This window comes from Natronomonas sp. CBA1123 (genome assembly GCF_009741925.1).
Lineage (GTDB): Archaea > Halobacteriota > Halobacteria > Halobacteriales > Haloarculaceae > Natronomonas.
Map to the genome: position 1 here is coordinate 150,986 of NZ_WPCC01000001.1, position 24,434 is coordinate 175,419.

The window sequence follows — 24,434 nt, forward strand, 5'->3', positions numbered from 1 at the left end:
GGTCTCCCTCAGTCGGCCTGCACCAGCCCCGGTAGCGCGTCGTTCGACAGCGACTGGAATCGTGCCTGCCCAATGTCGTGGACTTCTCGCGAGTAGCTCCGAATCTGGCTCTTCGACGTTGGCACGACCGCCGACGCCGCCTCGACCACCTCGGCTTGCGTCAGATGTTTCTCGCTTGTCAGCCGATCGGCCGCGTACACCGCCGCGCCGGCCATCGCCGTTCGATGCGTGCCTGGCCCGATGCCCTCGCTATCGGCCACGGCCAACAACCGCTCGCCGACACGCACCAACTCGATCGCCGCCTCGACATCGAGGACGTCGTCCAGCGCTGCGACGACTTGATCGACCGCCCGGTCACGCACCGGTGGGGCATCCACATCCGTCTCGATGCGAATCTTCCGCGCGCCGGCACACACTCGATCCAGCGACGCTTTCGCGTACTGGGCAACATCCGAAGGGTCGCGCTCGATGCCGGCCTTGCGGGCTGCTAACTGCACGGCCCCCGCCGCCAGCGCCTCCCAGGGCATCCGGCCAGCGGGCAATCGCTCGCGTTTGGCCGCCTTCAGATACCAGCCGGCTTCGGTCTGGACGTGTTCGGGAATCCCGAGATTCGCCCCGAGCATCCCGATATCGCGCATCCCCTCATTCAACCGCTGGTTCCGCCGGTCGTGCATCGTGAAGCGCTTGTGTCGCCGCCGCAGTCGCTCCATCTTGTCCTTCCGCTCCGACGACAACGTGTTGCCCTTTCCGTCCGTCGAGAGGAAGAACGTCGTCACGAGGCCCTTGTCGACCCGGAGTTGATTCGTTGGCTCACACGCCCACTCACCGCTTCGATCGTCCGTCGTCGGTGCATGGTCCTTCAGCGTCGGCGTCCGATCCAGCGTCTCGACGCGCACGACCAATCCACAGTCCGCACACACCGACTCGTGACCCCGCTTACGCACCCGGCCGTCACACTCTGGACACGTCGCCTGCCACTCGGCGCCACGCACGTCGACGACGCGCTCCGCGTCCGTCTCGTTTGTTTCCGATTCGACCGAATCTTCAAGTTCGATAATTGCCTTAGAACTCATTGGGACATCGCTCCCGAAGGCGCTCACTGAGCGCCCGACGCCCCGTGTCCTCGCACGGGGATTTTCCTCACAACCGACCCGACCAGTCACGACTGGACTGCGCGCTCTCGCTCGCGCCTTCGCGAGCGCCCCCTGGGCGCGAGCGAGAGCGCGCCACAGACGGGGAAGAAACAAGCCGCGCGCGGGCGTCCTGCCGAGCGAAGCGAGGCAGGGCTCGGAAGACGAACGAAGTGAGTCTTCCGGCGACCTGAGCGGTGCGCTCGTCCAGCGGAGTAAGCGTCGGGGGTGAGCATTTGCGCAACCCCCGGCGCTTACCCGCTGGCGTCGAGACCATATTCATTTCAGCCCGGAACGGGCGCGAGCGGTGCGGAGAGCGCCCGCATGCCCGGAATGGTCGGTCGCGAGAGCGCACCGCCAGCAGCGCCGAGCGCGGCGAACCGAGAGCTACTCACCGAGCGAACCAATGCTTGTGCCCGACTGGCTGACGAACAGGAGCTCTCCTATGAACCGCTTGGCGAATTAACCAACGTTCGGGAATACTGTTGGTTAACACGAGGGATAACACCCAATAGAGTCGGAGTTTCACGGGATGAACGGACTCCCGTTCGTTACATATCAAATTTAGCAACAGAGTAGAATATCAAGCCCTTTCGGAACGTGTGTAATTAGCGGCCAAATCGGCCAAATAAGTAAACAGTCTGCGGAGACTGTTTACTTAGTTTCGTAGGAAACCCCCATAGCGAGTTTCAAGAATTTTTCTCTTGGATTTTAATGTAAATCACCACAGTTGGTTAATTGAGCTGCCATCGAACGAGGTCTAACGAGTTGATTACTTTTCAGCGTTCTTTAGGACCTGCGAATATAGCGCATCAGAAATCCAGAAACCTGCTTCACGGAGGGCGGCAAGCTCTCGCTCTAAGTCCACGTTGCCGGCGTTAGCTCCCTTGAGCAATACACCGATTACTCCCGTGACAGTCAAGCCATGATCGCGAGCGACGCGTCGGCCTTCTTTCTCATCCAAGAGGATGAGCTCGGCATCCTGCCCTATCGCGTAACAAATCGCGGCTGTTTCACCACGATCCAATTGCCGAAGTATTTCGATGAACAGGTCCGAGCGCTCCACCTCAACCACGTTTAGGAATCCTTCGTCTCGCAGCTCACGGAGAGCGTTCAACCCGGCATCTCCTTCAGTGAGTTCACCCCAAACCTGATCCGGAATCGAAATACCGCTAAATTGGGCTCTGAGAAGGTCGAGTTGATCGATGAGTGCGAGATTCAAGAGTGGTGATGTATCCGAGACCACAAGATCACTACTGGGCATATTCGAAGTCTTCAGCAAGTTCAGCTTCGGTGTAGTGTCGAGGGATTTCTCGTTCGCCGAGGAGAGAATGGAACTCGCGTTTAGACATCTCGGCTAACGCACGGGCTTTGCCAAACGAGAGAATATCGCGTGCGTAGAGTGACACTGCTAACTCCTGCTTCATTGCCTTCGATCGCTCTCCTTCAGGAATTCGCAACGCGTCATACACCTCATCGTCAATTTCGATGGTGGCCATAGATAAATATGGGATTACATGATTCTTGAGTGTTTGGCCCTCAGTGCTGGCGCGACCGCGCACTTGAGATCGAGAGAGTGGGATCGCAAACAGTACCCACTCCGACGACTCAGTCATATCTGACTGCTGCCCACCAGGCCGACGGGCTGAAGCCCGAGAACGTTCCTGCGTAGAGAACGCCCATATCGATCAGCAGACGCACCTATACAGGACCTAGTCGATATCGTCTTCATCCGTTTCAGTGCCGGAACTGACTCGGCCTTCTTGCATGCGTCGTTTGTCCTCATCAGAAAGCGGGACCGTCGACTCGCGTAATGATCTCTTGCGGCTGACCAACGATACAGACGTTCTTTGGTTGCACGACAATTATGGCGATTCGGGGCTCATCGTATACGACGAATAAATCTTTCGCGTCCTTCCGCCGCAATATCAACACATCACCGGTGGCACCCACAACCTGAGGGGCGAGACGCAAAGCACGAGCGATGTGGGGGCACCATTTCTTTCAACGATAAACAATTAGTATAATCGCCTGAAGGTTTCGCCCAACGATGTCGTCCACTGACAGCGGTGACACAGCGCCGGAACTCACACTCGGTCGGGATCCCGATGCTCTCGGTAAAACGGTGGCGCTGCCGCCTGGCGCGCTCGATGGCGGCTGTTACGTCGCCGGCAACCGCGACCAGAGGACTGCCATCGTTCAGCGATGGTGTGTCGAATTGGCAGCAGCGGGACGCGGATTTTGTTATATCCACCCGTCTGACCCATCGCCACGCGACCTTCTGGCTCGACTTCCCCAGGAACGCCTCGAAGACGTCGTCTGGATCGACGTGGGTCGATGGCAAGTGGCCTCGCAGTTAGATGTGCCAGCGGTAGCGCGCGTGGCGATCAACCCATTCGAGGCACCGCCAGATCAGGACGCGTTCACGACCGATCCGGTCGCCATCAGAGTGAATGCGTACATGGATGCGGCAACAGTGTGGGACCGGTTCGACACCGCTGTCGCTCCCATCCTCTCGGCGATCCTGCCCGCGTTGTTCGAGGGTAAGGAGCCGCATTACGAGTATACGAAGGCGCTCAGGGAGCCCGATCTCAAGGATTCCTTCGAAGCCCTCGAGGAACTCGAAGCCCTGGATTCGTTGACACCGTTCGAGCTGGCCCAAACACGCGAAGGCCAACCTTTACGGCTTGCAGCATCACTCATCAGCGGGCCGCTCGACCCCGCCCCAAGCAATCCACTGCTCGGTGACTCGACCTACGATCCGGCTCGGGCCCTCACGGAGAACGAGATCATCTTGATTACAGGTGACATCGACCCGTTCAAAGAGACGAATCCAACGATTGATGGCACTCTCAGCACCCACCTCTTGGTGGCGGCTGTGTGCTGTCGGCTCTGTGAGGGCGCCCAAACGACAGCGACCGACAGCACCTTTCCGGTCGTCGTCGATGGTGTCGATACACTGGTTCCCGGGGACGGTGATCTGTTCCGGAAGCTCCTCGCCGACCCCATGTCGCTAGCTCCTGTCTACGCCGGCCCCCCGGCGAGGACGCTTGCAGAGCCGGTCCACATCAGTGTCGAGGAACACGCCGAGACCCGCGTCGTCGTCACGGGCGGCGCCGGAAGTGAGCCTGAATCACGGGACCGAAATCAGGAAATCAAAGCCGCCCTCTCGAACGGGTCGCTGGACGCCGTCGAACACTACTTCGAACAGGAGGAGACCGGAACGGTTGGGGACGGCCCGCTCTGTTGGCTCCGGACGAACGCCGCCGGGCGATTGGTTGGACCCGAGGGGGCACAGCAGTCGATGCGGCCGGCGCTGGCTCCCGACCCGCCAGACACCCGGCGCGGCCAGGAGGCTGTCGCCGCGGCGATCACACGAAGCATCGATCGCTACGGCGGAGAGTTACAAACGGTGCCCGAGGAATCAAAATCACGGGCTCGCGAGCGATACAACGATTCCAGTCGCTAGCCACGCGCCGACACCACTATTCGTTTTGCTGTCCTGTTCTCTCTGAAAGCGGCTGGAATCAATCTCTCCGTGTTAACCAACAAAAACAGTTACTATGTTGGTTAATTTGCTAGCCACAGATTCCTGCTGCGGCTGTTACTGGTTTCTCGACGTGTTTTCGCCGGTCTGAGAGGATCCCCGACAACAGTCTTCGAGATCCTTCTCGCGCATCGCCTCTCGTCCACAGGCCCGACACCGAACGTACGACTCCCCGGTGGGATTCCCATGCTTGTCGAGTTCCTGCAGCGGGCCTTCGATCCGGCCACGGGTGGGTACTTGGGAAGGATCTCTCACAGATTCCTTCACGCCACCATCCGCACGTGGGCGTTCTGGAAGCCGACCGTCCGGCGTTGGAACGGTTCGGTTCTGAATCTCCATGTCGACTCGTCGGAGATGTTTACACCGTTCGACAGCTGTTTTCTGTTGATCCGGGCAGGTGCACCCCTTACGGAGTACATCGACGCGATACACGTTTCCGGATTCCGACTGCACCGTGTATATGCCGCCCGTTCGACGGAGGGTGACCGTCATATCCTCCGTTCGTGCTCGTTTCGTCCGCTTCTTGATGTCGTCTTGGCTGTCTAGTTCGTCTCCTTGCATGGAATCACGGGTGCAGGGCTGGACTCGCCTGCGCCCGCCCGTCGGGCGCACGACAAAATGGAGCCAGTACGTCACGCGCCGAATATTTATCAGCGCCAGGTGGATGGCAACTCAGCCGACCACACCTTATTTAGGAAAATAATGCTTCACCAAAATACTATATTACTCTACCTCTTGTGTAACTGCATGAACGACCGAACGCCACCAGACGAGTTCACAGACATCAATGAGGCGGTCGGTGAGGAGTGGGCATCGGAGACGACACCGTACGAGCGTATTCGTCACGTCATCGCCCACACCTACAGCCCGACGTCGGCCGATACAGTTGCTGAAGCCGCACGAACGGCTCCAAAAACGGCCCGTAAGCATCTGAATACACTGGCGGATGAGGGCTTCGTGAAGACGACGACCGGCGAGAACGGGGGGATGCTGTATCGCCGGTCTCCCGAATCGTTGGTCGTCGAACAGGCTGCGGATATCCTTGAGCATCTCTCGACTGACGAACTCGCAACGCGGATTCGAGAGATGCGAGCCCAGCTCACCGAGTATCAGTCCGAATTCGGTGTCGACTCCCCCGAAGCGCTTGCCGTCGACCAGACGAACCAAACACTCTCTGACTCCGACTCCCCAGACAGTGAAATCGATTCGGAGACGATTCGGGAGTGGAAAACCCTTCGTCGCAATCTCGCATTCGCGAACGCTGCCCTTTCGATCGGGAATGCAGAGCGATTCATCGACGGCGACCGCCGCTCAAGCGATGATAGCGTCCCGGTGTGAGCGATGCGGGGCTCTCCGAACGAATCCGAAGCACATACACTCCGCGGAGCGACGGATCGTCCGGCGCTGCTCACGATTCGTGATACCATCCAAGAGATGGAGCCGCTTGCGACAGCCGAACTTGACGAGTATCTCAATCCATCGGTCCTGACGGTTGCCTTCGACGACGGCCTGTGTGAGGCCGGTGAGGCTCGATTCGACATCCAGTGGACGACACAGGACGACTACGAATACCACTATACGGACGCAGAGGGAGTGAATCTTCGCTGGGGAGCTCATCCACATGGAGGCGACTATATTCACGTTCCCGGACTCGAACACTACCACCCGCCACCCACTGCGATCTCAACGCCTGACGAGGTCGAAAAGTCGTGTATCACACAGACACCCGAAGTGTTAGTCACTCGCGCCGTACTCAAACTCTGGCGGGTTGCCTATCATACTGAGTCATATCTACCGTTGAACTCCGGAAGTAACCCACCGTGAGAGTTGTTCGGCCAGAGTGAGAGTCCACGCCATGAGACACGTCCCTGTCAGGCGTGCCGGTCGATCCACTCACAGAATGCGGCGAAGTCGTGTGCCCCCGCACTCTCGGCGATGTCGCGAAGTGTCCCGGTACGGAGTTCGTCGTGCAGAGGGACTGTCACTTGCCGGCGGTCTTCCTTGTTTGACGGGTGTTCGTAGTACAGTTGCGCGTGGTCACCGGTCGTCCGTCGCCACTCGAAGCCTCCTGTATTCACGAGTACTTTCACGACCTCCATGCCGGAGAATGTCCGCCGCCCCATCAGTTAGTCGAGCACGTCCGGAGGGTCTTGGTCGCCTGTGACGTTGTCTGCAGGATCGATGCCCGCTGCCCGAAGCTCATCGTCGCTCGGGGCCCGACCACGCTCGCCGTTGTACAACCCCACAGCGTCGTCGAGGTTCTCTAAGGCTGTCTCCCGGGACTCACCCTGCGTGGTGACGCCCGTGTCAACGTCTTTGGCGATCCACCAGTCGTCCTCCTGCCAGAGTCGGATCTCTCCGTCGTGGAACTCCCCGTCCTGGGTCGAACTGGCCATCTCGCGTGATATTGGGCGACGGGCCGTATAAGCGTTCGGCGAACGCTCCTCGCGATGAATCATGAGCACCGATGGATGAACGGCAACGTGACCGATTTACACAGATACTCGAAGTGTAAGTCACTCGCGCCGTACTCAAACTATGGCGGGTTGCATATCATATGGACTCGTATCTGCCGTTGAACTCCGGAAGTAACCCACCGTGAAAGTTGTTCGGCCAGAGTGAGAGTCCACGCTCTGACATCCTCCCACGGCTATATCCGTGGGATTTCGCCTCGCTAGCTCTGTGAATGCCGCCCGTTCGACGGATGGTGACCGTCATCTGCTTCGCTCGTGCTCGTTTCGTCCGCTGGTCAATGTCGTTGTGACTGTCTGGTTCGTCTCCTTGCATGGATTCAAGGGAGCAGGGCTGGATTCCCCTGCGCCCGCCCGTCGGGCGCACGACAAAACGGAACCGGTACATCGGGCGCTAAATAATGATACTATAGAGTATCATACTTCGGAGTATCATACTTCGGAGTACGATTTCCAAAAGTACTATTCCGAGTACACGATCACGAACACGGGACAATGGTGGTATGGCGAACACGAGATCGACGCCGTCGGCCTGACCACCGGCGAGACACTGATCGTCGGTGAATGCAAATTCCAACAGTCACCCCTCGGATACGATGCGTTATCGAATCTAGAGGATCACACCGACGAACTTCAATGGTCTCCACAAAGCGGGAGTGACCGGGTCGTCGAGTACGCCCTCTTCTCCCGAAGGGGGTTCAAACAATCGGTCACGGAAGCAGCCAGTCAACGAGACGACCTACGTTTGTTCAGCCTCACAGATGTCGTGACTGCACTCACAGAAACTTAGGCCTAGGCCAGGCTTTGAGCCGACTCAATTCGCCGTACGTTCGATTTCTCGATACCGTTCCCGAACCGTCACTTTAGACACGTCCGCCGCATCCGCGATTTCGGCTTGCGTCAGGTTCTCTCCGGTGTCCTGACCAGCGACGTACAAGGCGCCTGCTGCAGCGCCCGCGGGATTACAGCCGTTCCTCAGGACTTCGCCCAATGCATCTTCGAGAAGCCTCCGCGCTTGACACTCCGTCTCATTGCTCACATCGGTTTCCGATGCAATCTGTGGGAGATACTGCTTCGGGCCAGCCGGTGGCACGGGTAACTCGAGCTCCCGATTCAACACGGTGTACCCCAACCGGACCTTCCCGTCATCGAGTTTCGACACTCGAGCGATCTCCTCGAACGTCCGCGGATACTCGTTGAGTCGGCAGACCGCATACACGCTCCCGGAGGCAATCGTTTCGATCGACCGACCTCGAAGCACATCTTCGTTCTGTGCCGTTCGGAACAGCTGACACGCCTGGTTTCGAAGACTCTCCGAGAAACCGAGGGCAGACGTCATCCGCCGAATCTCGACCAGCCCCGACAGGAGATTCCGATTCGCTTTCGAGCCGATTTTCGCTCGTGTATGCTCGCGACGCAACCGACCGAGTTGCCGCCGTTTCTTCCCGCCGATCGTTCGCCCCTCGGAATCTTTCTTCCACCCGATTTCACTCCCGATACCGTGGTCGTGCCGGGCGACCGTGTTCGGCGCCCCTGTCCGTCGTCGTTCCGAGGCGTTTTCGTCGGCCTTGCAGTACTGCGGGCCGTGGTCCAGTGCTTCGTCGTTGAGAATGAGTCCACAGTCGTCACAAACCGTCTCGTGAGCGTTCGTCGTGACACGCCCATCACATTCCGGGCAACTGTTCTGTTCGTCTTCCTGTACGTCCTCATCGAACGTCTGCTCGTAGATGTTTCTCGAAGCCATCACAGATCACGAGGCACGCGTTCCTGCGCCCCTCGCCCGTCAGGGGCCAATAAAACACAACGGCGGTGCTGCTACGGACGTCTCGGTGCGGAGAACTGTCGCTTGCCTCGCTCTATTCGAGACTCTGTGGAGAGACTGAACACAGAGGTTCCAGTCTCAGTTTCGCTGCCACTGATCAACTCGGGTCGTAGGGATTCGTCGCTGTATCGAGTCGATAGATATCATCGACGGCATCGAAGTCGTCGTCAAACGCATACAGATACCCGAGTCCCTCGGTTTGCATATACGCAATAATACAGGCGTCAACGAACGAGAGGGGTTCGTGCTGCCTGAACAGGGATTTCCCTGTCGCGAAGGCAGCAGTACTGAGTGACTCGATATGGAACCGTGCGTTTTCCTCGATTCGATCAAGGAGATCGACAGCAGCCTCGTGACCGGCATGGGTTGTGAGGCCATTCAGCGTTTCCGCGAGGACGTACTCAAGAACGACTGCCTCTGGAAGCGATCCAGTGTCGACACCACGAATGACCGGCAGTGCGGTATCATGGGAACTATCGCGTCGATACGCTGCCGCAAAGAGGACTGTCGTATCGATGAGTGCGCGCGGCATCTATTCGGTTTCGACGCCCCAAGCGTCATGCTCGTCCACTACATCGGTTGTCGCTTCGCCATCGTAGCCATCGAACTCGGCGAACGTTCCCGCCCGTTGTTGGACGACTTCGACACGGACACTACCATCGGCCTCGAGATGCCAACGAAGTTGGTCACCATCATCAATATCGAGTTCACGTCGAATCCGTGCAGGGATGTTCGCCTGATTCCCTGATACCTTACTTTCGGCGTCGATTCGGTCGCTGCTCATATCCACCAGTACGTCCTCGGCCGTCAAAAATCTAGTGTGACATCACACTATATGGAAATTTAACCGGCTCAGTCAGCTGCCTCAGCGAAGCGCTCTCGGAGTTCAGCTTCCCGCTCTTCGAACGTTTCGGCTTTCTCACGGACGCCCTCACTCAACTGCTCGATTTGGGCGAGTGCAACTTGGCTCTCCAAGCCGGTCTGTCCGTCGCCATCTGTTTCCGCTTGGGACTGCTGTTCGTACTCGCGTTCGACGCGTTCAAGGGTCCCATCGGGGTTGAACAGGATGTCGTTGGCTGTCCGGACGTAGCTGTCGAGTGAATTACCCTCTTTGCCGCGGAAGAAGTGCGTCAGCGCGTACGTTGCACCCGAATGCAGTGTCCACATGTCGATTTCGAACGGATCAGCGGCGTTCGCTCGGGCATCACTCGCCGCCTGTTGGGCGAGATACTCCGGAAAGCCAAGCAGTTCGTAGAAGCCCTCGAGGTCGAACGGTACATCGGGGAATGAGACGGTGAGGTCCTGAGCGTCAGTGATGAATCCCAACAGGTCGTCTGCGACGAGTTCGAGTTGTTCGAGGACGGATTCCCACCACGGGCCGAAGCCATCCACATTGCCCACGTGCTTGACGACTTCTCTGTCGGTTAGTGAACGAATCGAGTTCGCACAGTAGCTATCTCGGGCAAATCCTTCGACGTAGACCGCGTTGTTTCCGAAGAAATCGTAGCCGGAAGTGACGCCCATTGTAATCGGCTCGTTTCGCCCAGGAAGCGTCACTGAGAGGCCATCGAACATGATGTCCATGTGGACCTCACCGCCGCCGCGGTACTGTCTGATCTCGCCGAAAACGAGTTCCGAGAGTGGAGTATCCTCGTAGGTTTCTGCACGCAGGACGTCTTCGAGTGCACCGTACACGTCAGTGGGATTGATGATGGCGTAACTATCCGTCGGAATATTGAACAACGGCGTTTCGGCATCAGCGTCTTCGTTCGCTTGGTCGATGAGTCGATTCGGTTCGACGACCGCGTTGAAGCGGTCCGTCTCAACCCATTCGCCCGTGTAGGGGTTTTCGTAGCCGACCTTGGTCTCGGTCGCCCGTGGAAGCTCTCGGATCGCTTCGGCAAAGGTCATCACGTCGTCGGTGTCTTGTCGTGCCTCGTACCACTCCGGAAGGTCGGTATCTGTTCTCGGGTCGACGCCAGCGAACACGGTGGATGTCTCTGGAGATTTCATTCGATCTCACGAGGGACTGCTTCGAGCGCCCCTCGCCCGTCAGGGGCCAATAAACCTCAACAGTCCCGTGGAAGTGCTCACTTAGTGAGCGGCTTCACCAGTGTGCTGAATTGAGGGTGCGTCTCTCACACGGAGATTGGTTTGGGTTTGCTAGAAGGAATCGGTCGATACAGGTATTACAGACAACGGTCAGTACAGTCTCTGTCTTCAGCATGCCACTCGACGAGTGCGTCAGTCGTAGTAACTCAGGCGCTCAACAACGTCCGAGAAGGCAACGTTCTCACGTACATCAGTAATCTCGATGGCGACACGTTCGCCCTGTTCAGTATCGGGAACGATGACGACGAACCCACGCTCGACACGGGTGATACCGTCGCCTTGATCGCCAATACCATCAATCTCCACGCGTCGGGTTTCGCCTTCCTCCACGGGTGGTTTCTCGGGATCGGTCTGACTGCCTTGTCGAATCTCTGTATCTGCGATCTCGCTCTCGTCCGCTTCGTTCGATGGTGACGGAAAAACCGCCACGCGGTACGTCTCACCCTGCTGAAGGTTGTCAAGTCGAATCTCTTGTTCTGGTACTTCAATCAAATATGAGTCAGCTCGCTTTTCGACAGTGGCAGAGAACAGACAGCGAAGGTGATCGGAAATTTCCATCAGTGGTCTCTTCAACGAGATACCGAGACAGAACACTTCATTCTACTGTCTGACGTATTACAGCGCTAAACCAGCCTCACTAGCCGGACAGTCGATCCAGGCTTCACCTGGTTCCACGTTCAATTCAGGAAACTCACGAATCGATCGATCCGTTGAACTACCTGGTCGTTGTCACGAACGGCGTGCGAGATACAGCGGGTACACTGATTGAGTTTCGCTGGTCCACCCACTCGACGAACAGTGGATCGAACGTCAGCAGCACGCCAATCCGAACGACTCGGCGTTCATCGTCCCCGTTGCCCTCGAGGACGAACCCCTTCCAGCTTCGGCGGCGACGGCGCTCGCGACGCGGCCGATCTCGTTGACGAGTGGCACGGGAGCGACGAATCGGTCAGGCTCGTCGATGCTCCGTGCAGTCAGCAGGACACAGATAGCTGACCCAGTTGACACACCAACCGGGACGGTCGCAGCCGAGTATTTCCGCCCTGCCCCTCGGGCCATTTTTGTTCGCCATTATCGGCGAACACGAAGCTTGTTCGCCCCAATAGCCGAACACATCTCCGATCACAACAATCATCGGTATCCAGAGTATGATATTCTACGATTCACCAAACGCTTTTGAATATGTACATACAACGTACTTACAATAAGGGACGTTGTGCTATGGGCAATACGAGAGTAAACTTCCGGCTTCCGGACGATCTGGTGGAGAAAGCGGATGTCGCAGCGGCGGTCAACAGGAAAAATCGGACTGAGATCGTCAAGGAGGCGCTTCGAGACTACCTTGAAGAAATCGAGGACGACGAGACATTCAAGGAAGCAGTCGTTGAGCTCTACCTTGACGGCCAAATCGGATTCGACGTTCTAGCGGAATTTATCGGGCGTCAAGACGCTGAATCCGTTCGAGCATCGAAGGCCCTGCTTGACCAAGGCGAGGACGTGGCCGAGGATATGGCCAATCTCTAGAGGGACCTCGATATCGAATGATTGTCGCTGACACAAGCGCTCTCATCTCTCTCGCTTCGATCGGTATTCTCGACATCTGTCTCACCGAATTCGAGACGCACACTACGGACACAGTGCGACAGGAGCTCGAGGAAACAAGTGAATACGAAGATAGCCACGCCAACGCCGCTGACACCGTACTCGAGAGCATCGATCGGAAAGCGATTCACCAAGTCAACAGTGAATTCACATCATCCCGCGTGGACAAGGGTGAAGGGAGTTGTGCAGTACTCACGAACGAACTGAAGGCGGAATTCCTGATTACCGATGACCTTCGGGCACTCCCAGAGCTCCAGACGCTTACCGACGCTCAAGTCGCGATTTCACCGATCGTGTTGAAAGCTCTCGTCAAGAGAGGCGAACTAGAACATGACGGGGCGGTGTCAAAACTGGAACAACTTGCCGATGCGCGTGACTGGCTCGGTGCACCCATCTATCGGCGCGCGAAGAATCTCTTCGAGTAGCGCATACCGGAGCTCTATCGCAACTGGTCGTGGCTGCGCGCGCAGCGAGACGCGACTACAGGGAGAGTCTCGGGCAGTGCGATCGGTGAGCGAAGCGAGCCGTGAGCACGAGCGAGCACGGAGCGGTGGGTGGGGAGGCGGTTGGCGGGTGGAGGCCACAATAAAAAAGAAAAGAGCTGCCTACGCGCTCACCACCAAGCCGCTCGTTCGGGGAAGTGAACCATCGACCGTCCGGTGAGCGCGAGTGACGCCCGGCCTTGGTACCAGCTTACCGCCGCATCCCGGATACGCACCGTCTGACCTTCCGCGATGAGAGGTTGCTTCGATCGCTTCCACACCGTCAACTTGGTTTTCCCTGTCTCGTCTTCGAGCAAGCCGACTTGTTGCATCGAGGGACTGCTGGGTTCCCACAGCGTCTCGACTGTCGCTTCGACATCCACCCACTTGCGACCCACCTGCACCAACTCACCGAGCGCCACGATCGCCCCCGGCGCCGCCTGTACGTCCTCGACCATGTCCAACACAGCGTCCTGCATCGATCGCCCGCTCTGGACCCGGGCGGCCAACTCTCGTTCGATGGCTTCGACACCGAGACCACCGCAACACTTTCCGTCCAACCGGATGGCCTGTTTCTCGACCTCCCGCCGCGTCTCGACGTCCAACTGCTCACGTGGATCTGCTTCACTGGACAGCCCACAGTGTTTCGCCTGCGTCATCTCCCGGCACAGCTCCTCCCGCCGACTCGTCTGCGCGCAATCTTCACGTTCACGAGTCCGCCGTTTCTCAGCTTCTCGCGCTTCCCACTTCTCCTGAGCTTCCAGCGTCATTCCGTGTGGGTGGTCCTGTTCGTCAGCCGCCGCGATTGCATCACGAACGTCCGAGTCAATTTTCGCTTGGGTCTGCAACTCCACCGTTGGTCGCAGCTCCGGGGTGTCCTCGACTACGTCTTGTTCTGATTCCTGTTCGACCGAGACCTTTTCACGAATTGGGTTGTTACGTTGCATTGGATCTCTCCGATCCGAAGGCGCTCACAGAGCGTCCGACGCCCGCGACCTCACTCGCGGGTTTTCCACACAATCGAACCGACCAGTCACGACTGCGCGCTCTCGCTCGCGCCTTCGCGAGCGCCCCTTGGGCGCGAGCGAGAGCGCGCCACAGACGGTGCACACAACCAGCCGCGCGCGCCGACCCGCCCGGAACGCGCGTCCAGCGGAGTAAGCGTGGGGGGGGGGGTGAGCAGCCACGCCGCGCAACCCCTCGCGCTTACCCGCTGGCGTCGAGACCATATGCACTTCAGCCCGGAACGGGCGCGGGCGGGGCGGAGAGCGCCCGCATGCCCGGAATGGTCGGTCGCGAGCGCGTGGAGGGCGGCAGCGCCGAGCGCGGCGAGCCGGCTACCACTCACGGGGTAACCGTCGATTCCAGCCGGCCAGCTAACGAATGAAAACACGTCTGCTAATTAACCAACATACTCGGGAGTCGTTGGTTAAGACGAAGGGTACCGATTCCGTGCTTCTGCGGTCGAGCTTCGATGCCACCGTAGTGGTCGTGGAAACGTTTACACAGTTTCAGACGAAACTTTCAGTATGGCAACGGCGGTCAAAGTTGACGAGGAGGCGAAATCCCGTCTCGAGGAGCTACAGGCAGAAATCAAGCTCCGGACTGGCGAGAAGGTCACGCAACAGGAGCTTCTGACCCGCCTGATTGACGATGCCTACGAGTCCCGAGAGGCGGTTATCGATTCGTTTCGTGAGTCGACGGTCCCGCTATCGGAGGCCGAAAAAGAGGCGATGCAAGCAGGTCGGATCAGCTCCGGCGTCGAGACGGACGAAGACGACATCGACGACATCCTCTACGGATGACGGTGCTGATCGATACAGGCGTGGTATACGCCGACCACGACACGGACGCGACAAGGCACGAGGCTGCCAGCCGTGCACTCGACGCCGTATATGACGGGGAGTTCGGCCATCCCTACCTGACCGACTATATCTTCGACGAAGCCATCACGCTCACCCGAAAACGAACAGGGTCGTACTGTGCAGCGAAGCAATTGAGCGACCGGCTTCTGGGAGAGGGGCAGTATCCGTCAGTTTACGAGATACTACACGTCTCGAAGGCGGGGTTCGGTGACGCCGTCGACATTTTCGAGCGATACGACGACCAAGCGTTGAGCTTCACGGATGCGACGATCGTCGCCGTCGCCGAGCGGTTCGACATCGATCAGGTGTTGAGTTTCGATGCCCACTTCGATGGGGTCGTTCCGCGAGTCGACCCCGGAGATATATGACTACCATCCTCCTGTTCTCTCCGTAGCTCGACCGTGGCTGTGCGGGCAACGACAGTGAGACGCGACCGAAGGGAGCGTCTCGAAAGCGAACGGCGAGCGGTTCGTGGTCGACCGACGGGAGACCACGACAGCGAGCGGGGAACGCAGTGACCCGCGAGCGCTCACTCGTTTTCGAGTGCAGCGTAAATCTCCGCATGACGGCGTCCATCAAGCTCGCCCATCTCAAGGGCGATTTCGCGGCGTTCGGCGTCGCTTTCGGCTGCCTGATACCGCTCATACAACTGGCGGACCTCATCATCGACAGCCGTTGAGGAATCAGTACTGGACGCCATTGCTTTACTGAATATTCTCGGTGGGCCCGTTTATCAGTTGCGGCGAGCGCACGAGCGAAAGTAGATGACTGCAGTGTCTGTATCGACCGCTGCTTCGTCGGTTGCGAAGCGGTGCAAGAGGGTCCGAACTTCGTCACCGTAGTCGAATGTGTAGCCGTTCAATATGTAGAAAACGACCACAGTTCGGAGCGCTGTTCGTTTGTTTCCGTCGACGAATGGATGCTCCGCAACGAGCAGTCGCATCAGATGGACCGCTTTGTGGTGAATCGTCTCAGGCACCTCCCCGAAGAACCCCTCCGAAATGTACTGAAGTACGGATGCAATCGCGTCCTCTGACCGGACTCCTGGCTCTGTGTCGTCGCCTTCTGTCACGATTTGCTCGTGAAGGTCGAGGATGAGTCCGACAGAGGGGTACGCGATATCGTCAGGCACGCGCTTGGTCTTTTCAAGCCCTACTTAATTATTGGTTTCGTCCCGTTCAGTCCCGCCGCCACTGGTACCCACAGTCGGTACAGATGTACAGCTCCGTCGGTGCTTCGTCACTCGACCGGAGTTGCTTGATATCCCAGTACGCCTCATCGTGGTTACAGTCGGGACACGGTACATCGGTCGTCGGCAAGCCGCGTTCGGTGTCGTCACCACGGATGGTGAGTGTCCGTTCCTGCTGCGTGTTGGTCGTCACGAAGGCACTTGTCTCCGATTTCGAAAAGGAATTCCCACAGTTTCGACAGTGCCAGGTCATGTCCATCGGCTACCGGAGTGACCCACAGAAGTCACACAGCGGGCCACTAAGACAACTAGTTGACGCCGATTCGACTGCTCTGGAATGTTCGACTCAGGACATCGGTTGCAACCGCGGGCATGACGATGCGCCCGCGGCCGTCAGGGCGCATAAGAAGCTAAGACGAAGGTAATGGCTGTTCTCGACTGGAGTCCGTTCTCAGGGCGACACGTAGTCTATCACCTGGTTCGTCACGTCCTCGATACGTTCGTCGACGAGAGCGGTCAGACGGTGCTCGACGTCTGCCGCATTGTTGAGAGTTATAAGCGACCAGGGGAGGACGTGACTTCGTTCCCCGAGTGGTTGGCCTTCGTAGTCGTCGTCTCTGAGTCTGAATGACTCCTCGTGATAGGTCTTCGTAGAAATGAGGGCCGTGATGATCTGGGTTCCGTGATTCGGGAGTTGCGGGGCCCCGAGCACGAGCATCGGGCGACCTTTCTCCGAGAGAGGATCACTCGCCCACACGATGTCACCGCGTGCTAAATCTTTGAACGCAGTCACTGAACGTCCTCCATCTCGTCGGTCTGGAGGTCCTCAAGCCGCTCCTCGCCGTACTCCTCGTCCGCCGTCTCGTGGTGTCGGTGGAGCTGGTAGGCAGCTTGGAGTCGCTCCTCGTCGTCCGTGATCGCCCAGTATGGGCGCTTGTGCCGGACGAGCCCTCGTTCTTTCAGCCGCGACAGGATCGCGCTGACAGCGTCGGTCTCCAGTTCAAGTCGCTCCGCGATGGTTGCCGCCTTCCACGCCCGGTCGTCGTGCTCGTCGAGGAACAGCACGATTCGCTCGGTGTCGTTCCGCACTTCAAACTCGTCAGCGTCCTCGAACTCCTCGATATCGATGGTGTCACTGGACATACGTTACTGTTGGGGCTGTGGGAACATAGCCATTTGGTTCGTTTGCTGTTTGGTTAGAGTGGTTCTGTGCCCAACGATGCGGGATAGAGTTACTCCGCCGACGTTGTGACGAGATGTAACTCGAGGTCCCCTGTCCAGTACGTCGTGAGCCCACCCGGGCTACAGCGGGCGCACAGCTGTAGTGGGCTTCCAGGTGGCCGAGTTCGACACGGAATGGTGTGAGGCGGCAGCGCTGATCGCGGTGAACCGAATGCTACTCACCGCGCAACAGTTTCCCCGCCCCATGGGCTGAACAAACGAAAAGACTTGACGAACCTCGGGATTGATTAACCAACATCAGGGAGCGTTTTTAGTTAAGAAAGAAGGGATCGGCTCCGGCGTATCATGCGGGAGATCACAGACGACCTCAACGCTGCCCCGATTGAGCACGACACCGTGAATCGCCTGTGCTAGCTCCCTCTCGACCGACATATCAGTTCATCACGCCGCCATATTTATAATCTATTTGAAATAGACAAATTTAATCGCAATTCGTAGTGCACTATATGGCGAAGGGATACAGAACGCGGCCAGTTACGAAACCCCGAGCCACTCCACCATAGCGATCATCATGTTAGGAACGCCTCCGCTGACTCAGTCTCGAACCTATCTGGAGATTCGACCCGCAGACGAACCGCTCAAAGCAGACACCGTCACCCGCTCGATCACCGACCTCCATCGGTCGGTCGGCGACAGCGGGTTGCTCGGCGGCACCGAGTACCCGACCTACGAGATGCTGATCGCCGCCACCGGCACCACCGGCGACACCGGCCAGCGCTCGCTGGCGTGGTACGTTGGCGTCGACACGCCCGAACACCTCGATGCGACGCGTCGGGCGCTCACCGCCTGCCTTCCACACTCCTACGACATCGTCAAAACCGACTGTACCTACGCCGACCTGCTCAACCTCCCTGAGGTCGGAGACGATACAAGCACCGACGCCGACACACTGGCCACAGACGGCACGCTGACCGCAGAAGGTTCGATAGCCGACTCCAACCATAGAACAACCGACGACCCAGCTGAAACGGCACCACTCGCGGACTGGGACGTCGCGGCCGTCGACTACCACGGTGTGGGTGACCGGCCGCGAGACTGGCAGTGTCCCATGAAACCGATCGAGGAGTTCGTCGGCGCCGACGAGAGCACCGCCGACTGGCCGCTGTCGAGGGTTTTCAACGCGCTCGCCACCGGCGACGCGCCGGCGCTCGTTCAGTTCATCATCCAGCCGAAACCCGACTGGACGGCCGACCGCGACGACCGCATCTTCGAGCTCGAGAACGGCACTGATCTGTATCGCTACCTGATCGGTAAGTGGATCGCCGACTTCTTCACTGGCACCCATGACCGCGAGCGATCCAGCCACAACGAGACGACACCCCGCCGTGACCGGTACGACACGCATGCCTCCGGCACCCGCCATGACAGCGGCTACGGCTCCAGCCCAACCCAGTCGTCGCCGGATCTCCAGCCATCGGAGACTCGACGCATCGAGGCGCTCAACGCCGTGGACACCCGGCAGTCGTTCACGGTCAACGCTCGGGCCGTCGCGCTCGACACCGACCCTGATCCAGCGGATGCGACCTGCCGCCCGCTCGTCGATGCGTTCCAGCCGCTGACCGGCGCTCACTACTGCATCGAAGGCCGCCGCTACAGCTACGGCTCGAAAGCCGCCAACGACGTCTTCGAGGCACTACTGGACCGAACACTGCAGACGAATCCGGAGCGTCGCCGCCACATCGTCCCCGGCATACCGAATCGCAGCCCCGCGATCGTCGTCGGACCGGCCGCTCTCGGTGGCCTCTGTCTCACGGGCGGCCCTGCACTCGAGAGCGACGCCCGCCGCGCCCTCGAAACGACCCCTCGGGAACGAACCGGCTTAGAGCTGCCGCCACGAGCCGTCCTCAACCGCTATCTCGAAGCCGAGGGCATGCACATCGGTCATCCCTGTACGGCCGACCGCGAGCCGCTGAATGCCACTGTGTCGTTGCCGCCCACCGTCCAACAGCTCCACACCGCGATTACCGGGCAATCGGGGACCGGCAAATCCGCACTCGGCCACGGGATGCTCGCGGGGAACTTCGAGGCCACCGACGGCGCCAACATCTACATCGATTCCAAAGGTGACGGCGGCCCTGATGCCTATCTCCGAGCGCATTACGCCCGCCATGGGGACCTCGATGACGTGTACTACTTCGACTGCGCAGAACTCCTGCCCGGTCTCCCACTACTGTCCATCAAGCCCCAGCTCGACGCCGACATCGACCGCGTCCAGGCCGTCGAGAACGTCGCTGACCGCCACCTCGAAATCCTCGCCGGCTACATGGGCCAAGAGACGTTCCACAGTGCGCCGATGGCCGTCGACGTCGTCGAGGCGCTCATCAAGGCGCTGTTCGACCCGGTGCACGGCTCCGACACCATCTCCCAGACCGCGCTCTTGCAGGCGGCCGCCCGCATGCACCGCAGCGGGGAGGCGCCACCCGTCTCCGACCCGCATCTCCGGGAAACGCTCGACGACGTCACCGCCAACAGCGACCGTGTCTTCGACAACATCATGGGGGCTGCCGGCCGCCGCATCCGGCAGGCCTCCAAGGACGCCCGCCTCGCACCACTGTTCACCCATACCGATGGCACTGACGCCGCGTTCGATCTCCGTGATCACCTGGACGAACAGTGTGTCATCATCTTCGACACCAGCGGCTATCGCGACGACCCACGAAGCCTCCTGACACTCGCCATCATCTCGGAGCTGTGGACGGCACTCACACGCCGCGCCGAGGACGCCGATCCCCACGACGACCTCCCGCAAGTGAACCTCTTCCTCGAGGAGGCGGCCGACATCGCGGCCTCCGAACTCCTCACCGACCTGCTCTCACAGGGGCGGGCGTTCGGCGTCGGTGTCACCGTCATGCTCCAGTTCCCGGAACAACTCCGCGACGATTACCCCCGCGTGTATCGCGAACTCATCAACGACATCGGTACCCACATCACCGGGCCCGTCAACGACGCCACCGGCCTCGCTCGGGCCTTCGCCACCGACGCCCACCCGGTCGACGACATCGCCACCCGAATCAGCAACCTCGAACGCGGCGACTGGCTCGTCAACCCCGCCGCGCCCTTCGCTGACACGCCACCCACGCCGTTCTACTGTCAGTCCCGCTCGCTCCCACCCGGCCATCCCGATGGTGAGGACCCACTCGACGAAACCACCAATACATCGTACGACGCCCAACGCACACTGCTTGAGACCCGTATGTACCGTAAGTACGGCCTCGCGATCGCCGAACACACCATCACTACCAGTGAAAGCGAGGCAATCGAATCGACTCCCACTGACGGCGAATCCACACCCGACACCACGCCGCTCCACACCACTATTCCACACACCAACCGCCTTCCCGACTGTCTCACATACGTCGACGACCCACCCTATCCACTCGTTTGCACGGCCTGTGAACGGCGGTACGCGCCCTCGACAGAGGGCCTCCGCAACGCCATCCAGTGCTGTCACGAACTCGCGGCTATCGACCGCGCCGACATCCCGATTACGACCCTCGACGTTCCGCTGACGGCCAGTGACCGGCGCCGAAGCCCCCTAAGCGACGCCCAACTCCGCTTTCTCGCCGCCATCTACATGGCCCACCAGCAGCGCTTCGACCCCGACATCGAATTCGACATCGTCCGTGACAGCATGGTTCGCCTCCAAGAGTACGTCGGCATCGATTCCGACGCCGTCCGCGACCTCATCGATGACGGCCTCCTCAAACGCGACTGTACCCATCCCCACTACCTCTACACCGTCACGCCCGACGGCCGCGACGCACTCGAAATCGAACACCGCGAAGGCATCGCCCACGGCGACGGCAAAGGCGACCTCAGCGAATCCAGCCTCCACGTCGCCCTCGTCGAAGCCGGCTACCGCTTCCTCACACAGGCGTACGTCGACACCCCCGACTCACCCGCCGTCGAGGCCACCCGCTATCTCGACGTCGAGGGCGGCCGCCTCGACGCCGCCGCACTCGACGCCGACGACAACGTCGTCGTCACCCTCGAAGCCGAACTCTCCAACAACGACACCCGCCGCGCCGTCCCCAGCGACTTCGATACGATGGCCGCTTGTGACCCGAACGCCAGTATCTGGGTCGTCAAGAACCGCGACGGCGCCCACGAAGTGCTGCAGGCACTCAACGACCCCGCCGAGGGCGACCCACGCGTCCAGAAAACCTACAGCGAAAACATGCGCCCACAGGACTTCACCATCGACACCGCCGGCCTCACCGACGTCTACACCTTCCAGACCATCCGGAACCAACTCACGACCGAGTAGCTACCGCCGACGACTCCTGTCAACGCCGAGGGCAACTCTAGACGCGTACCCTGTCAGTCTCTCACGCCAGCCCGACCGATGGCCAGCTATGACGCTCGCCGGCGTCCCCAGACAGCGACCTTCCCAGCCCACATCAGTACGGTCGATGACCCGCTCTGGCAAACCGCGTATGCCCAGGTCAACAGCTACCCGATAGGGTTGTTAGCGCGCCACCTGCGCTCACCAAAATACTACAGTGCCGAATCTCCCGGAAGAATACGTGAACCGGGGATTCTGTACACCAACCAAGCGGGACCCACGAGTGGACGAATAGCGGACAGCAGATGGGATTCTAAATCAATCGATAGAGCGCGTCTCAACACAGGTTTGCAGGACGGTTGAAGAAACCATCATTAGAACTATAACAAGAACGATATCCATAAAACCCACAGCAAGCGATACGGTGTAGCTAGCTATATGGCGGTATAGATTCCAGAATTATCAAAATAAAGTTGTATCCTCCATCACACCGAACGTAGCTCAGACGCCCGATATCGAGCGTATGAGTTCGGTTCCGCCTCGATTCGAGTACACAAGCCTGCTCGCACCAACACCGCGTCGATACCCAGCAAACCACCAGCAAGCGGCCGCCTGTACCGTTCCAGGACACCTCGAATCAGAGCAACCCAACCCCCGGGACCTCACTCCCGAACCCCCGAACGTCACAGCACAGTCCGACATACCCACGTTCACCACCATGCGACACATTCCATCTCCATACGCACCTTCACCATCCATAATGCTAATTTTGGCCCCGAACTACAGCCTGTAACCACCTGTATTATTGCGGTTAAGCGACTCTCTGTAGAGACAACCAGCTGAAATTGTCCGAAATATCGTCGATATCGGGCTTTGTCATGGGGGAGTGGAGAATAGGTTAAGTCTCAACCGGTAGAATCAGCATCAGAAGGCTGCTAACCGCTGGTTTGTTCGCTGTAGTAGCGATTCGTGTGATGGAATTTCCGATTTCGCACACCTGGATTTCTACGAGTATGATTTCTACACAGGGCGAATCAGCCACTGACCGGAATGTATCGAGTGGAGCATCCAGATTGTGGAAGATTATACCCTAGATAATCATACTTTTGAGTATGCAATTTCAGAGTACCATTTTCCTAGCGGGACGACACCCAATTTGCCAACTACTCGAAGCGTCCACTGGACTCTGAGACCGTTTCCGACGGGAATGCGCTTGGCCGCAAACGGAAGCCTAGTAAAGAAATCGCAAATTCGGAAATCTAGATTTCCGAAATCAAAAGTTCTACACTGATGGACGTGGTACGGTAGCCATGGATCGATTCGTCGATCGGGAAACCGAACTCGAGCAACTCACCGGCTGCTATGAGTCCGAGACGGCAGACTTCGTCGTGCTGTACGGCCGGCGGCGTCTCGGGAAGAGCGAACTCGTCCGCCAGTCGATTACCGACCGGGACGACGCGATCTACTACCAAGCCGTCGAATCGACCGCCGAGAACCAGCTCGAACAGTTCGTCGACGCCGCCACCTCACAGTTCCCCGCATTGGAAACCGTCCGCCGCGACTGGGAGACACTGCTCGAAGCCCTCGGTGGACAAGACGCGATTGTGATTATCGACGAGTTCCCCTTTCTCATCGAGGAGGATGAGTCACTGCCCTCGCGAATCCAGCGCGTCTGGGACACGGCGTTACAGGAGACCGGGATGACACTGGTCCTCGTTGGCTCTTCGATTAGCGTCATGGAAGACAAGGTCCTCTCCGGGAGCGCACCGCTGTATGGCCGCCGAACAGCAACGATTGACCTCAAACCGCTCTCCGTTGCTAATGCACGTCAGTTCTTCCCGGCGTACGACTCCGAGACCGCAATCACCGCATGGTCGATCTACGGTGGGACGCCGTATTATCTCCAAACGATCGATCCCGACGAGCCATTGGAATCGAACGTCCAAGAGACGATTCTCTCAGAACAGGGGCTGTTGTACTCCGAACCGGAGTTCCTTCTCCGCATCGAACTCCGACAACCGAATACGTACTTCAGTATTCTCCGCGCACTCGCCCACGGACGTCGGACACCCAACGAAATCGCGGGCATGGCTGGCGTCGAATCCAGTTCGCTCAGTACGTACCTCCAGACGCTTCGTCGGCTGCGTCTCGTCGAACGTCACATCCCCGTGACTGCATCGCCAACGGCCTCAAAACGCGGTCGGTATCGAATCGTGGCACCGCTGTTCCGATTCTGGTTTCGGTTCGTCTACGGGAGGCAAGACCAACTCGGGCTGCTCGGGGGCGACGCCTACGAGGAACTCGTTGCGCCCGATCTTCCGGATTACGTCAGTCCGCTGTTCGAGCGCCTCTGCCAAGAGGCGCTCCCAGGGCTCATCGACCGGCGATTTCGGAACGTCGGCCAATGGTGGTTCAAAGAACACGAACTCGACGTTCTCGGTCTCACTACCGAGGGACTCGTCGCCGGCGAGTGTAAGTTCACCAGCCAGCCGGTGAGTGAAGGCGTCCTCGCCGATCTTGAACGAACAGCATCGGAAGTGCGGTGGTCGGAGGCCCCAGCAGATGGGAAACCACTCTTCGTTCTGTTCAGCCGCTCGGGATTTACCGACGACCTCCAACAGGTCGCTGACACGCGCCGGGATGTGCGGCTCTTCGGGCTCTCAGATCTCCTTTAATGTTTCAGATGG

Annotated in this window: 26 protein-coding genes; 10 read left to right on the forward strand and 16 right to left on the reverse strand. The window is 58.9% G+C overall.

Features of this window, described 5'->3' with window-relative positions:
- Window positions 1-8: 8 nt before the first annotated feature.
- The 3 genes from GJ631_RS00715 to GJ631_RS00725 form a co-directional block, all read right to left on the reverse strand.
- On the reverse strand, window positions 9-1,073 hold the full coding sequence (locus tag GJ631_RS00715) for a transcription initiation factor IIB family protein (protein ID WP_156707298.1): 1,065 nt from the start codon (window positions 1,071-1,073) through the stop codon (window positions 9-11).
- Between the two features lie 829 nt (window positions 1,074-1,902).
- Complete coding sequence (locus GJ631_RS00720; protein WP_231753831.1) at window positions 1,903-2,352, reverse strand: DUF3368 domain-containing protein; 450 nt, start codon at window positions 2,350-2,352, stop codon at window positions 1,903-1,905.
- A gap of 31 nt (window positions 2,353-2,383) precedes the next feature.
- A complete protein-coding gene (locus GJ631_RS00725) occupies window positions 2,384-2,629 on the reverse strand; it encodes a UPF0175 family protein (protein ID WP_156707300.1) in 246 nt (81 codons plus the stop codon).
- An 881-nt stretch (window positions 2,630-3,510) separates the two neighbouring features.
- On the opposite strand from GJ631_RS00725, the gene GJ631_RS00730 reads away from it, so the two are divergent.
- The 3 genes from GJ631_RS00730 to GJ631_RS00740 all read left to right on the forward strand — a co-directional run bounded on the left by GJ631_RS00730 (window position 3,511) and on the right by GJ631_RS00740 (window position 6,501).
- Window positions 3,511-4,599 carry a hypothetical protein gene (locus GJ631_RS00730; protein ID WP_197424690.1) on the forward strand — a complete coding sequence of 363 codons (1,089 nt, stop codon included), beginning with the start codon at window positions 3,511-3,513 and terminating at the stop codon, window positions 4,597-4,599.
- Between the two features lie 825 nt (window positions 4,600-5,424).
- Window positions 5,425-6,015 (forward strand): Rrf2 family transcriptional regulator, encoded by a 591-nt coding sequence (locus GJ631_RS00735; protein ID WP_156707302.1) that lies wholly within the window; start codon window positions 5,425-5,427, stop codon window positions 6,013-6,015.
- A 3-nt stretch (window positions 6,016-6,018) separates the two neighbouring features.
- Window positions 6,019-6,501 carry a hypothetical protein gene (locus GJ631_RS00740; RefSeq protein WP_156707303.1) on the forward strand — a complete coding sequence of 161 codons (483 nt, stop codon included), beginning with the start codon at window positions 6,019-6,021 and terminating at the stop codon, window positions 6,499-6,501.
- A 47-nt stretch (window positions 6,502-6,548) separates the two neighbouring features.
- Here the strand turns inward: GJ631_RS00740 and GJ631_RS00745 are convergent, their stop codons facing one another.
- Window positions 6,549-6,800, reverse strand: a complete 252-nt coding sequence (locus tag GJ631_RS00745) for a type II toxin-antitoxin system HicA family toxin (RefSeq protein ID WP_156707304.1) — start codon at window positions 6,798-6,800, stop codon at window positions 6,549-6,551.
- A gap of 3 nt (window positions 6,801-6,803) precedes the next feature.
- Window positions 6,804-7,073 carry a type II toxin-antitoxin system HicB family antitoxin gene (locus tag GJ631_RS00750; protein ID WP_156707305.1) on the reverse strand — a complete coding sequence of 90 codons (270 nt, stop codon included), beginning with the start codon at window positions 7,071-7,073 and terminating at the stop codon, window positions 6,804-6,806.
- Window positions 7,074-7,437: 364 nt separating this feature from the next.
- Between GJ631_RS00750 and GJ631_RS00755 the strand changes: the two genes are divergently transcribed.
- A complete protein-coding gene (locus GJ631_RS00755; protein WP_370518525.1) occupies window positions 7,438-7,938 on the forward strand; it encodes a DUF234 domain-containing protein in 501 nt (166 codons plus the stop codon).
- Window positions 7,939-7,962: 24 nt separating this feature from the next.
- Here GJ631_RS00755 and GJ631_RS00760 read toward each other — a convergent pair whose 3' ends face one another.
- The 5 genes from GJ631_RS00760 to GJ631_RS00780 form a co-directional block, all read right to left on the reverse strand.
- Window positions 7,963-8,892 carry a transcription initiation factor IIB family protein gene (locus GJ631_RS00760; protein WP_156707306.1) on the reverse strand — a complete coding sequence of 310 codons (930 nt, stop codon included), beginning with the start codon at window positions 8,890-8,892 and terminating at the stop codon, window positions 7,963-7,965.
- Window positions 8,893-9,067: 175 nt separating this feature from the next.
- Window positions 9,068-9,502: a PIN domain-containing protein gene (locus GJ631_RS00765; RefSeq protein WP_156707307.1), complete on the reverse strand. Its 435-nt coding sequence runs from the start codon at window positions 9,500-9,502 to the stop codon at window positions 9,068-9,070.
- Window positions 9,503-9,754 (reverse strand): AbrB/MazE/SpoVT family DNA-binding domain-containing protein, encoded by a 252-nt coding sequence (locus GJ631_RS00770; RefSeq protein ID WP_156707308.1) that lies wholly within the window; start codon window positions 9,752-9,754, stop codon window positions 9,503-9,505.
- A gap of 68 nt (window positions 9,755-9,822) precedes the next feature.
- Window positions 9,823-10,983: a hypothetical protein gene (locus GJ631_RS00775; protein WP_156707309.1), complete on the reverse strand. Its 1,161-nt coding sequence runs from the start codon at window positions 10,981-10,983 to the stop codon at window positions 9,823-9,825.
- 231 nt (window positions 10,984-11,214) lie between these two features.
- On the reverse strand, window positions 11,215-11,640 hold the full coding sequence (locus GJ631_RS00780) for a TRAM domain-containing protein (protein ID WP_197424691.1): 426 nt from the start codon (window positions 11,638-11,640) through the stop codon (window positions 11,215-11,217).
- 663 nt (window positions 11,641-12,303) lie between these two features.
- Here GJ631_RS00780 and GJ631_RS00785 point away from each other — a divergent pair.
- Window positions 12,304-12,606 carry a ribbon-helix-helix domain-containing protein gene (locus GJ631_RS00785; RefSeq protein WP_156707310.1) on the forward strand — a complete coding sequence of 101 codons (303 nt, stop codon included), beginning with the start codon at window positions 12,304-12,306 and terminating at the stop codon, window positions 12,604-12,606.
- 17 nt (window positions 12,607-12,623) lie between these two features.
- On the forward strand, window positions 12,624-13,109 hold the full coding sequence (locus GJ631_RS00790) for a hypothetical protein (protein ID WP_156707311.1): 486 nt from the start codon (window positions 12,624-12,626) through the stop codon (window positions 13,107-13,109).
- A gap of 188 nt (window positions 13,110-13,297) precedes the next feature.
- Here GJ631_RS00790 and GJ631_RS00795 read toward each other — a convergent pair whose 3' ends face one another.
- Entirely contained in the window at window positions 13,298-13,825 is a 528-nt protein-coding gene (locus GJ631_RS00795) for a hypothetical protein (RefSeq protein ID WP_156707312.1), read from the reverse strand.
- A gap of 870 nt (window positions 13,826-14,695) precedes the next feature.
- On the opposite strand from GJ631_RS00795, the gene GJ631_RS00800 reads away from it, so the two are divergent.
- Entirely contained in the window at window positions 14,696-14,971 is a 276-nt protein-coding gene (locus GJ631_RS00800; protein ID WP_156707313.1) for a hypothetical protein, read from the forward strand.
- Entirely contained in the window at window positions 14,968-15,399 is a 432-nt protein-coding gene (locus GJ631_RS00805) for a type II toxin-antitoxin system VapC family toxin (protein ID WP_156707314.1), read from the forward strand. Before GJ631_RS00800 ends, GJ631_RS00805 begins: the two co-directional genes overlap by 4 nt.
- 161 nt (window positions 15,400-15,560) lie before the next feature.
- On the opposite strand, the gene GJ631_RS18380 is transcribed toward GJ631_RS00805, so the two are convergent.
- From GJ631_RS18380 to GJ631_RS00825, 5 genes are all read right to left on the reverse strand, one after another.
- A complete protein-coding gene (locus GJ631_RS18380; protein WP_197424692.1) occupies window positions 15,561-15,731 on the reverse strand; it encodes a hypothetical protein in 171 nt (56 codons plus the stop codon).
- 33 nt (window positions 15,732-15,764) lie between these two features.
- Window positions 15,765-16,163 (reverse strand): type II toxin-antitoxin system death-on-curing family toxin, encoded by a 399-nt coding sequence (locus GJ631_RS00810; RefSeq protein WP_370518515.1) that lies wholly within the window; start codon window positions 16,161-16,163, stop codon window positions 15,765-15,767.
- Window positions 16,164-16,209: 46 nt separating this feature from the next.
- Window positions 16,210-16,413, reverse strand: coding sequence for an RPA12/RPB9/RPC11 RNA polymerase family protein (locus GJ631_RS00815; protein WP_370518516.1), 204 nt, complete (start codon window positions 16,411-16,413; stop codon window positions 16,210-16,212).
- Between the two features lie 258 nt (window positions 16,414-16,671).
- Complete coding sequence (locus GJ631_RS00820; protein ID WP_197424693.1) at window positions 16,672-17,013, reverse strand: type II toxin-antitoxin system PemK/MazF family toxin; 342 nt, start codon at window positions 17,011-17,013, stop codon at window positions 16,672-16,674.
- A complete protein-coding gene (locus tag GJ631_RS00825) occupies window positions 17,010-17,363 on the reverse strand; it encodes a helix-turn-helix domain-containing protein (RefSeq protein WP_156707316.1) in 354 nt (117 codons plus the stop codon). Before GJ631_RS00825 ends, GJ631_RS00820 begins: the two co-directional genes overlap by 4 nt.
- 610 nt (window positions 17,364-17,973) lie before the next feature.
- Between GJ631_RS00825 and GJ631_RS00830 the strand changes: the two genes are divergently transcribed.
- Window positions 17,974-21,729: an ATP-binding protein gene (locus GJ631_RS00830; protein ID WP_156707317.1), complete on the forward strand. Its 3,756-nt coding sequence runs from the start codon at window positions 17,974-17,976 to the stop codon at window positions 21,727-21,729.
- Between the two features lie 1,328 nt (window positions 21,730-23,057).
- Window positions 23,058-24,422 (forward strand): ATP-binding protein, encoded by a 1,365-nt coding sequence (locus tag GJ631_RS00835; RefSeq protein WP_156707318.1) that lies wholly within the window; start codon window positions 23,058-23,060, stop codon window positions 24,420-24,422.
- The last annotated feature ends 12 nt before the right edge of the window (window positions 24,423-24,434 follow it).

Coding starts and splice junctions, on each gene's coding strand:
- GJ631_RS00715 (WP_156707298.1), bottom strand. CDS start 1,073: ATGAGTTCTAAGGCAATTATCGAACTTGAAGATTCGGTCGAATCGGAA.
- GJ631_RS00725 (WP_156707300.1), bottom strand. CDS start 2,629: ATGGCCACCATCGAAATTGACGATGAGGTGTATGACGCGTTGCGAATT.
- GJ631_RS00735 (WP_156707302.1), top strand. CDS start 5,425: ATGAACGACCGAACGCCACCAGACGAGTTCACAGACATCAATGAGGCG.
- GJ631_RS00740 (WP_156707303.1), top strand. CDS start 6,019: ATGCGGGGCTCTCCGAACGAATCCGAAGCACATACACTCCGCGGAGCG.
- GJ631_RS00745 (WP_156707304.1), bottom strand. CDS start 6,800: ATGGGGCGGCGGACATTCTCCGGCATGGAGGTCGTGAAAGTACTCGTG.
- GJ631_RS00750 (WP_156707305.1), bottom strand. CDS start 7,073: ATGGCCAGTTCGACCCAGGACGGGGAGTTCCACGACGGAGAGATCCGA.
- GJ631_RS00760 (WP_156707306.1), bottom strand. CDS start 8,892: ATGGCTTCGAGAAACATCTACGAGCAGACGTTCGATGAGGACGTACAG.
- GJ631_RS00765 (WP_156707307.1), bottom strand. CDS start 9,502: ATGCCGCGCGCACTCATCGATACGACAGTCCTCTTTGCGGCAGCGTAT.
- GJ631_RS00770 (WP_156707308.1), bottom strand. CDS start 9,754: ATGAGCAGCGACCGAATCGACGCCGAAAGTAAGGTATCAGGGAATCAG.
- GJ631_RS00775 (WP_156707309.1), bottom strand. CDS start 10,983: ATGAAATCTCCAGAGACATCCACCGTGTTCGCTGGCGTCGACCCGAGA.
- GJ631_RS00780 (WP_197424691.1), bottom strand. CDS start 11,640: ATGGAAATTTCCGATCACCTTCGCTGTCTGTTCTCTGCCACTGTCGAA.
- GJ631_RS00785 (WP_156707310.1), top strand. CDS start 12,304: ATGGGCAATACGAGAGTAAACTTCCGGCTTCCGGACGATCTGGTGGAG.
- GJ631_RS00790 (WP_156707311.1), top strand. CDS start 12,624: ATGATTGTCGCTGACACAAGCGCTCTCATCTCTCTCGCTTCGATCGGT.
- GJ631_RS00795 (WP_156707312.1), bottom strand. CDS start 13,825: ATGACGCAGGCGAAACACTGTGGGCTGTCCAGTGAAGCAGATCCACGT.
- GJ631_RS00800 (WP_156707313.1), top strand. CDS start 14,696: ATGGCAACGGCGGTCAAAGTTGACGAGGAGGCGAAATCCCGTCTCGAG.
- GJ631_RS00805 (WP_156707314.1), top strand. CDS start 14,968: ATGACGGTGCTGATCGATACAGGCGTGGTATACGCCGACCACGACACG.
- GJ631_RS18380 (WP_197424692.1), bottom strand. CDS start 15,731: ATGGCGTCCAGTACTGATTCCTCAACGGCTGTCGATGATGAGGTCCGC.
- GJ631_RS00825 (WP_156707316.1), bottom strand. CDS start 17,363: ATGTCCAGTGACACCATCGATATCGAGGAGTTCGAGGACGCTGACGAG.
- GJ631_RS00830 (WP_156707317.1), top strand. CDS start 17,974: ATGTTAGGAACGCCTCCGCTGACTCAGTCTCGAACCTATCTGGAGATT.
- GJ631_RS00835 (WP_156707318.1), top strand. CDS start 23,058: ATGGATCGATTCGTCGATCGGGAAACCGAACTCGAGCAACTCACCGGC.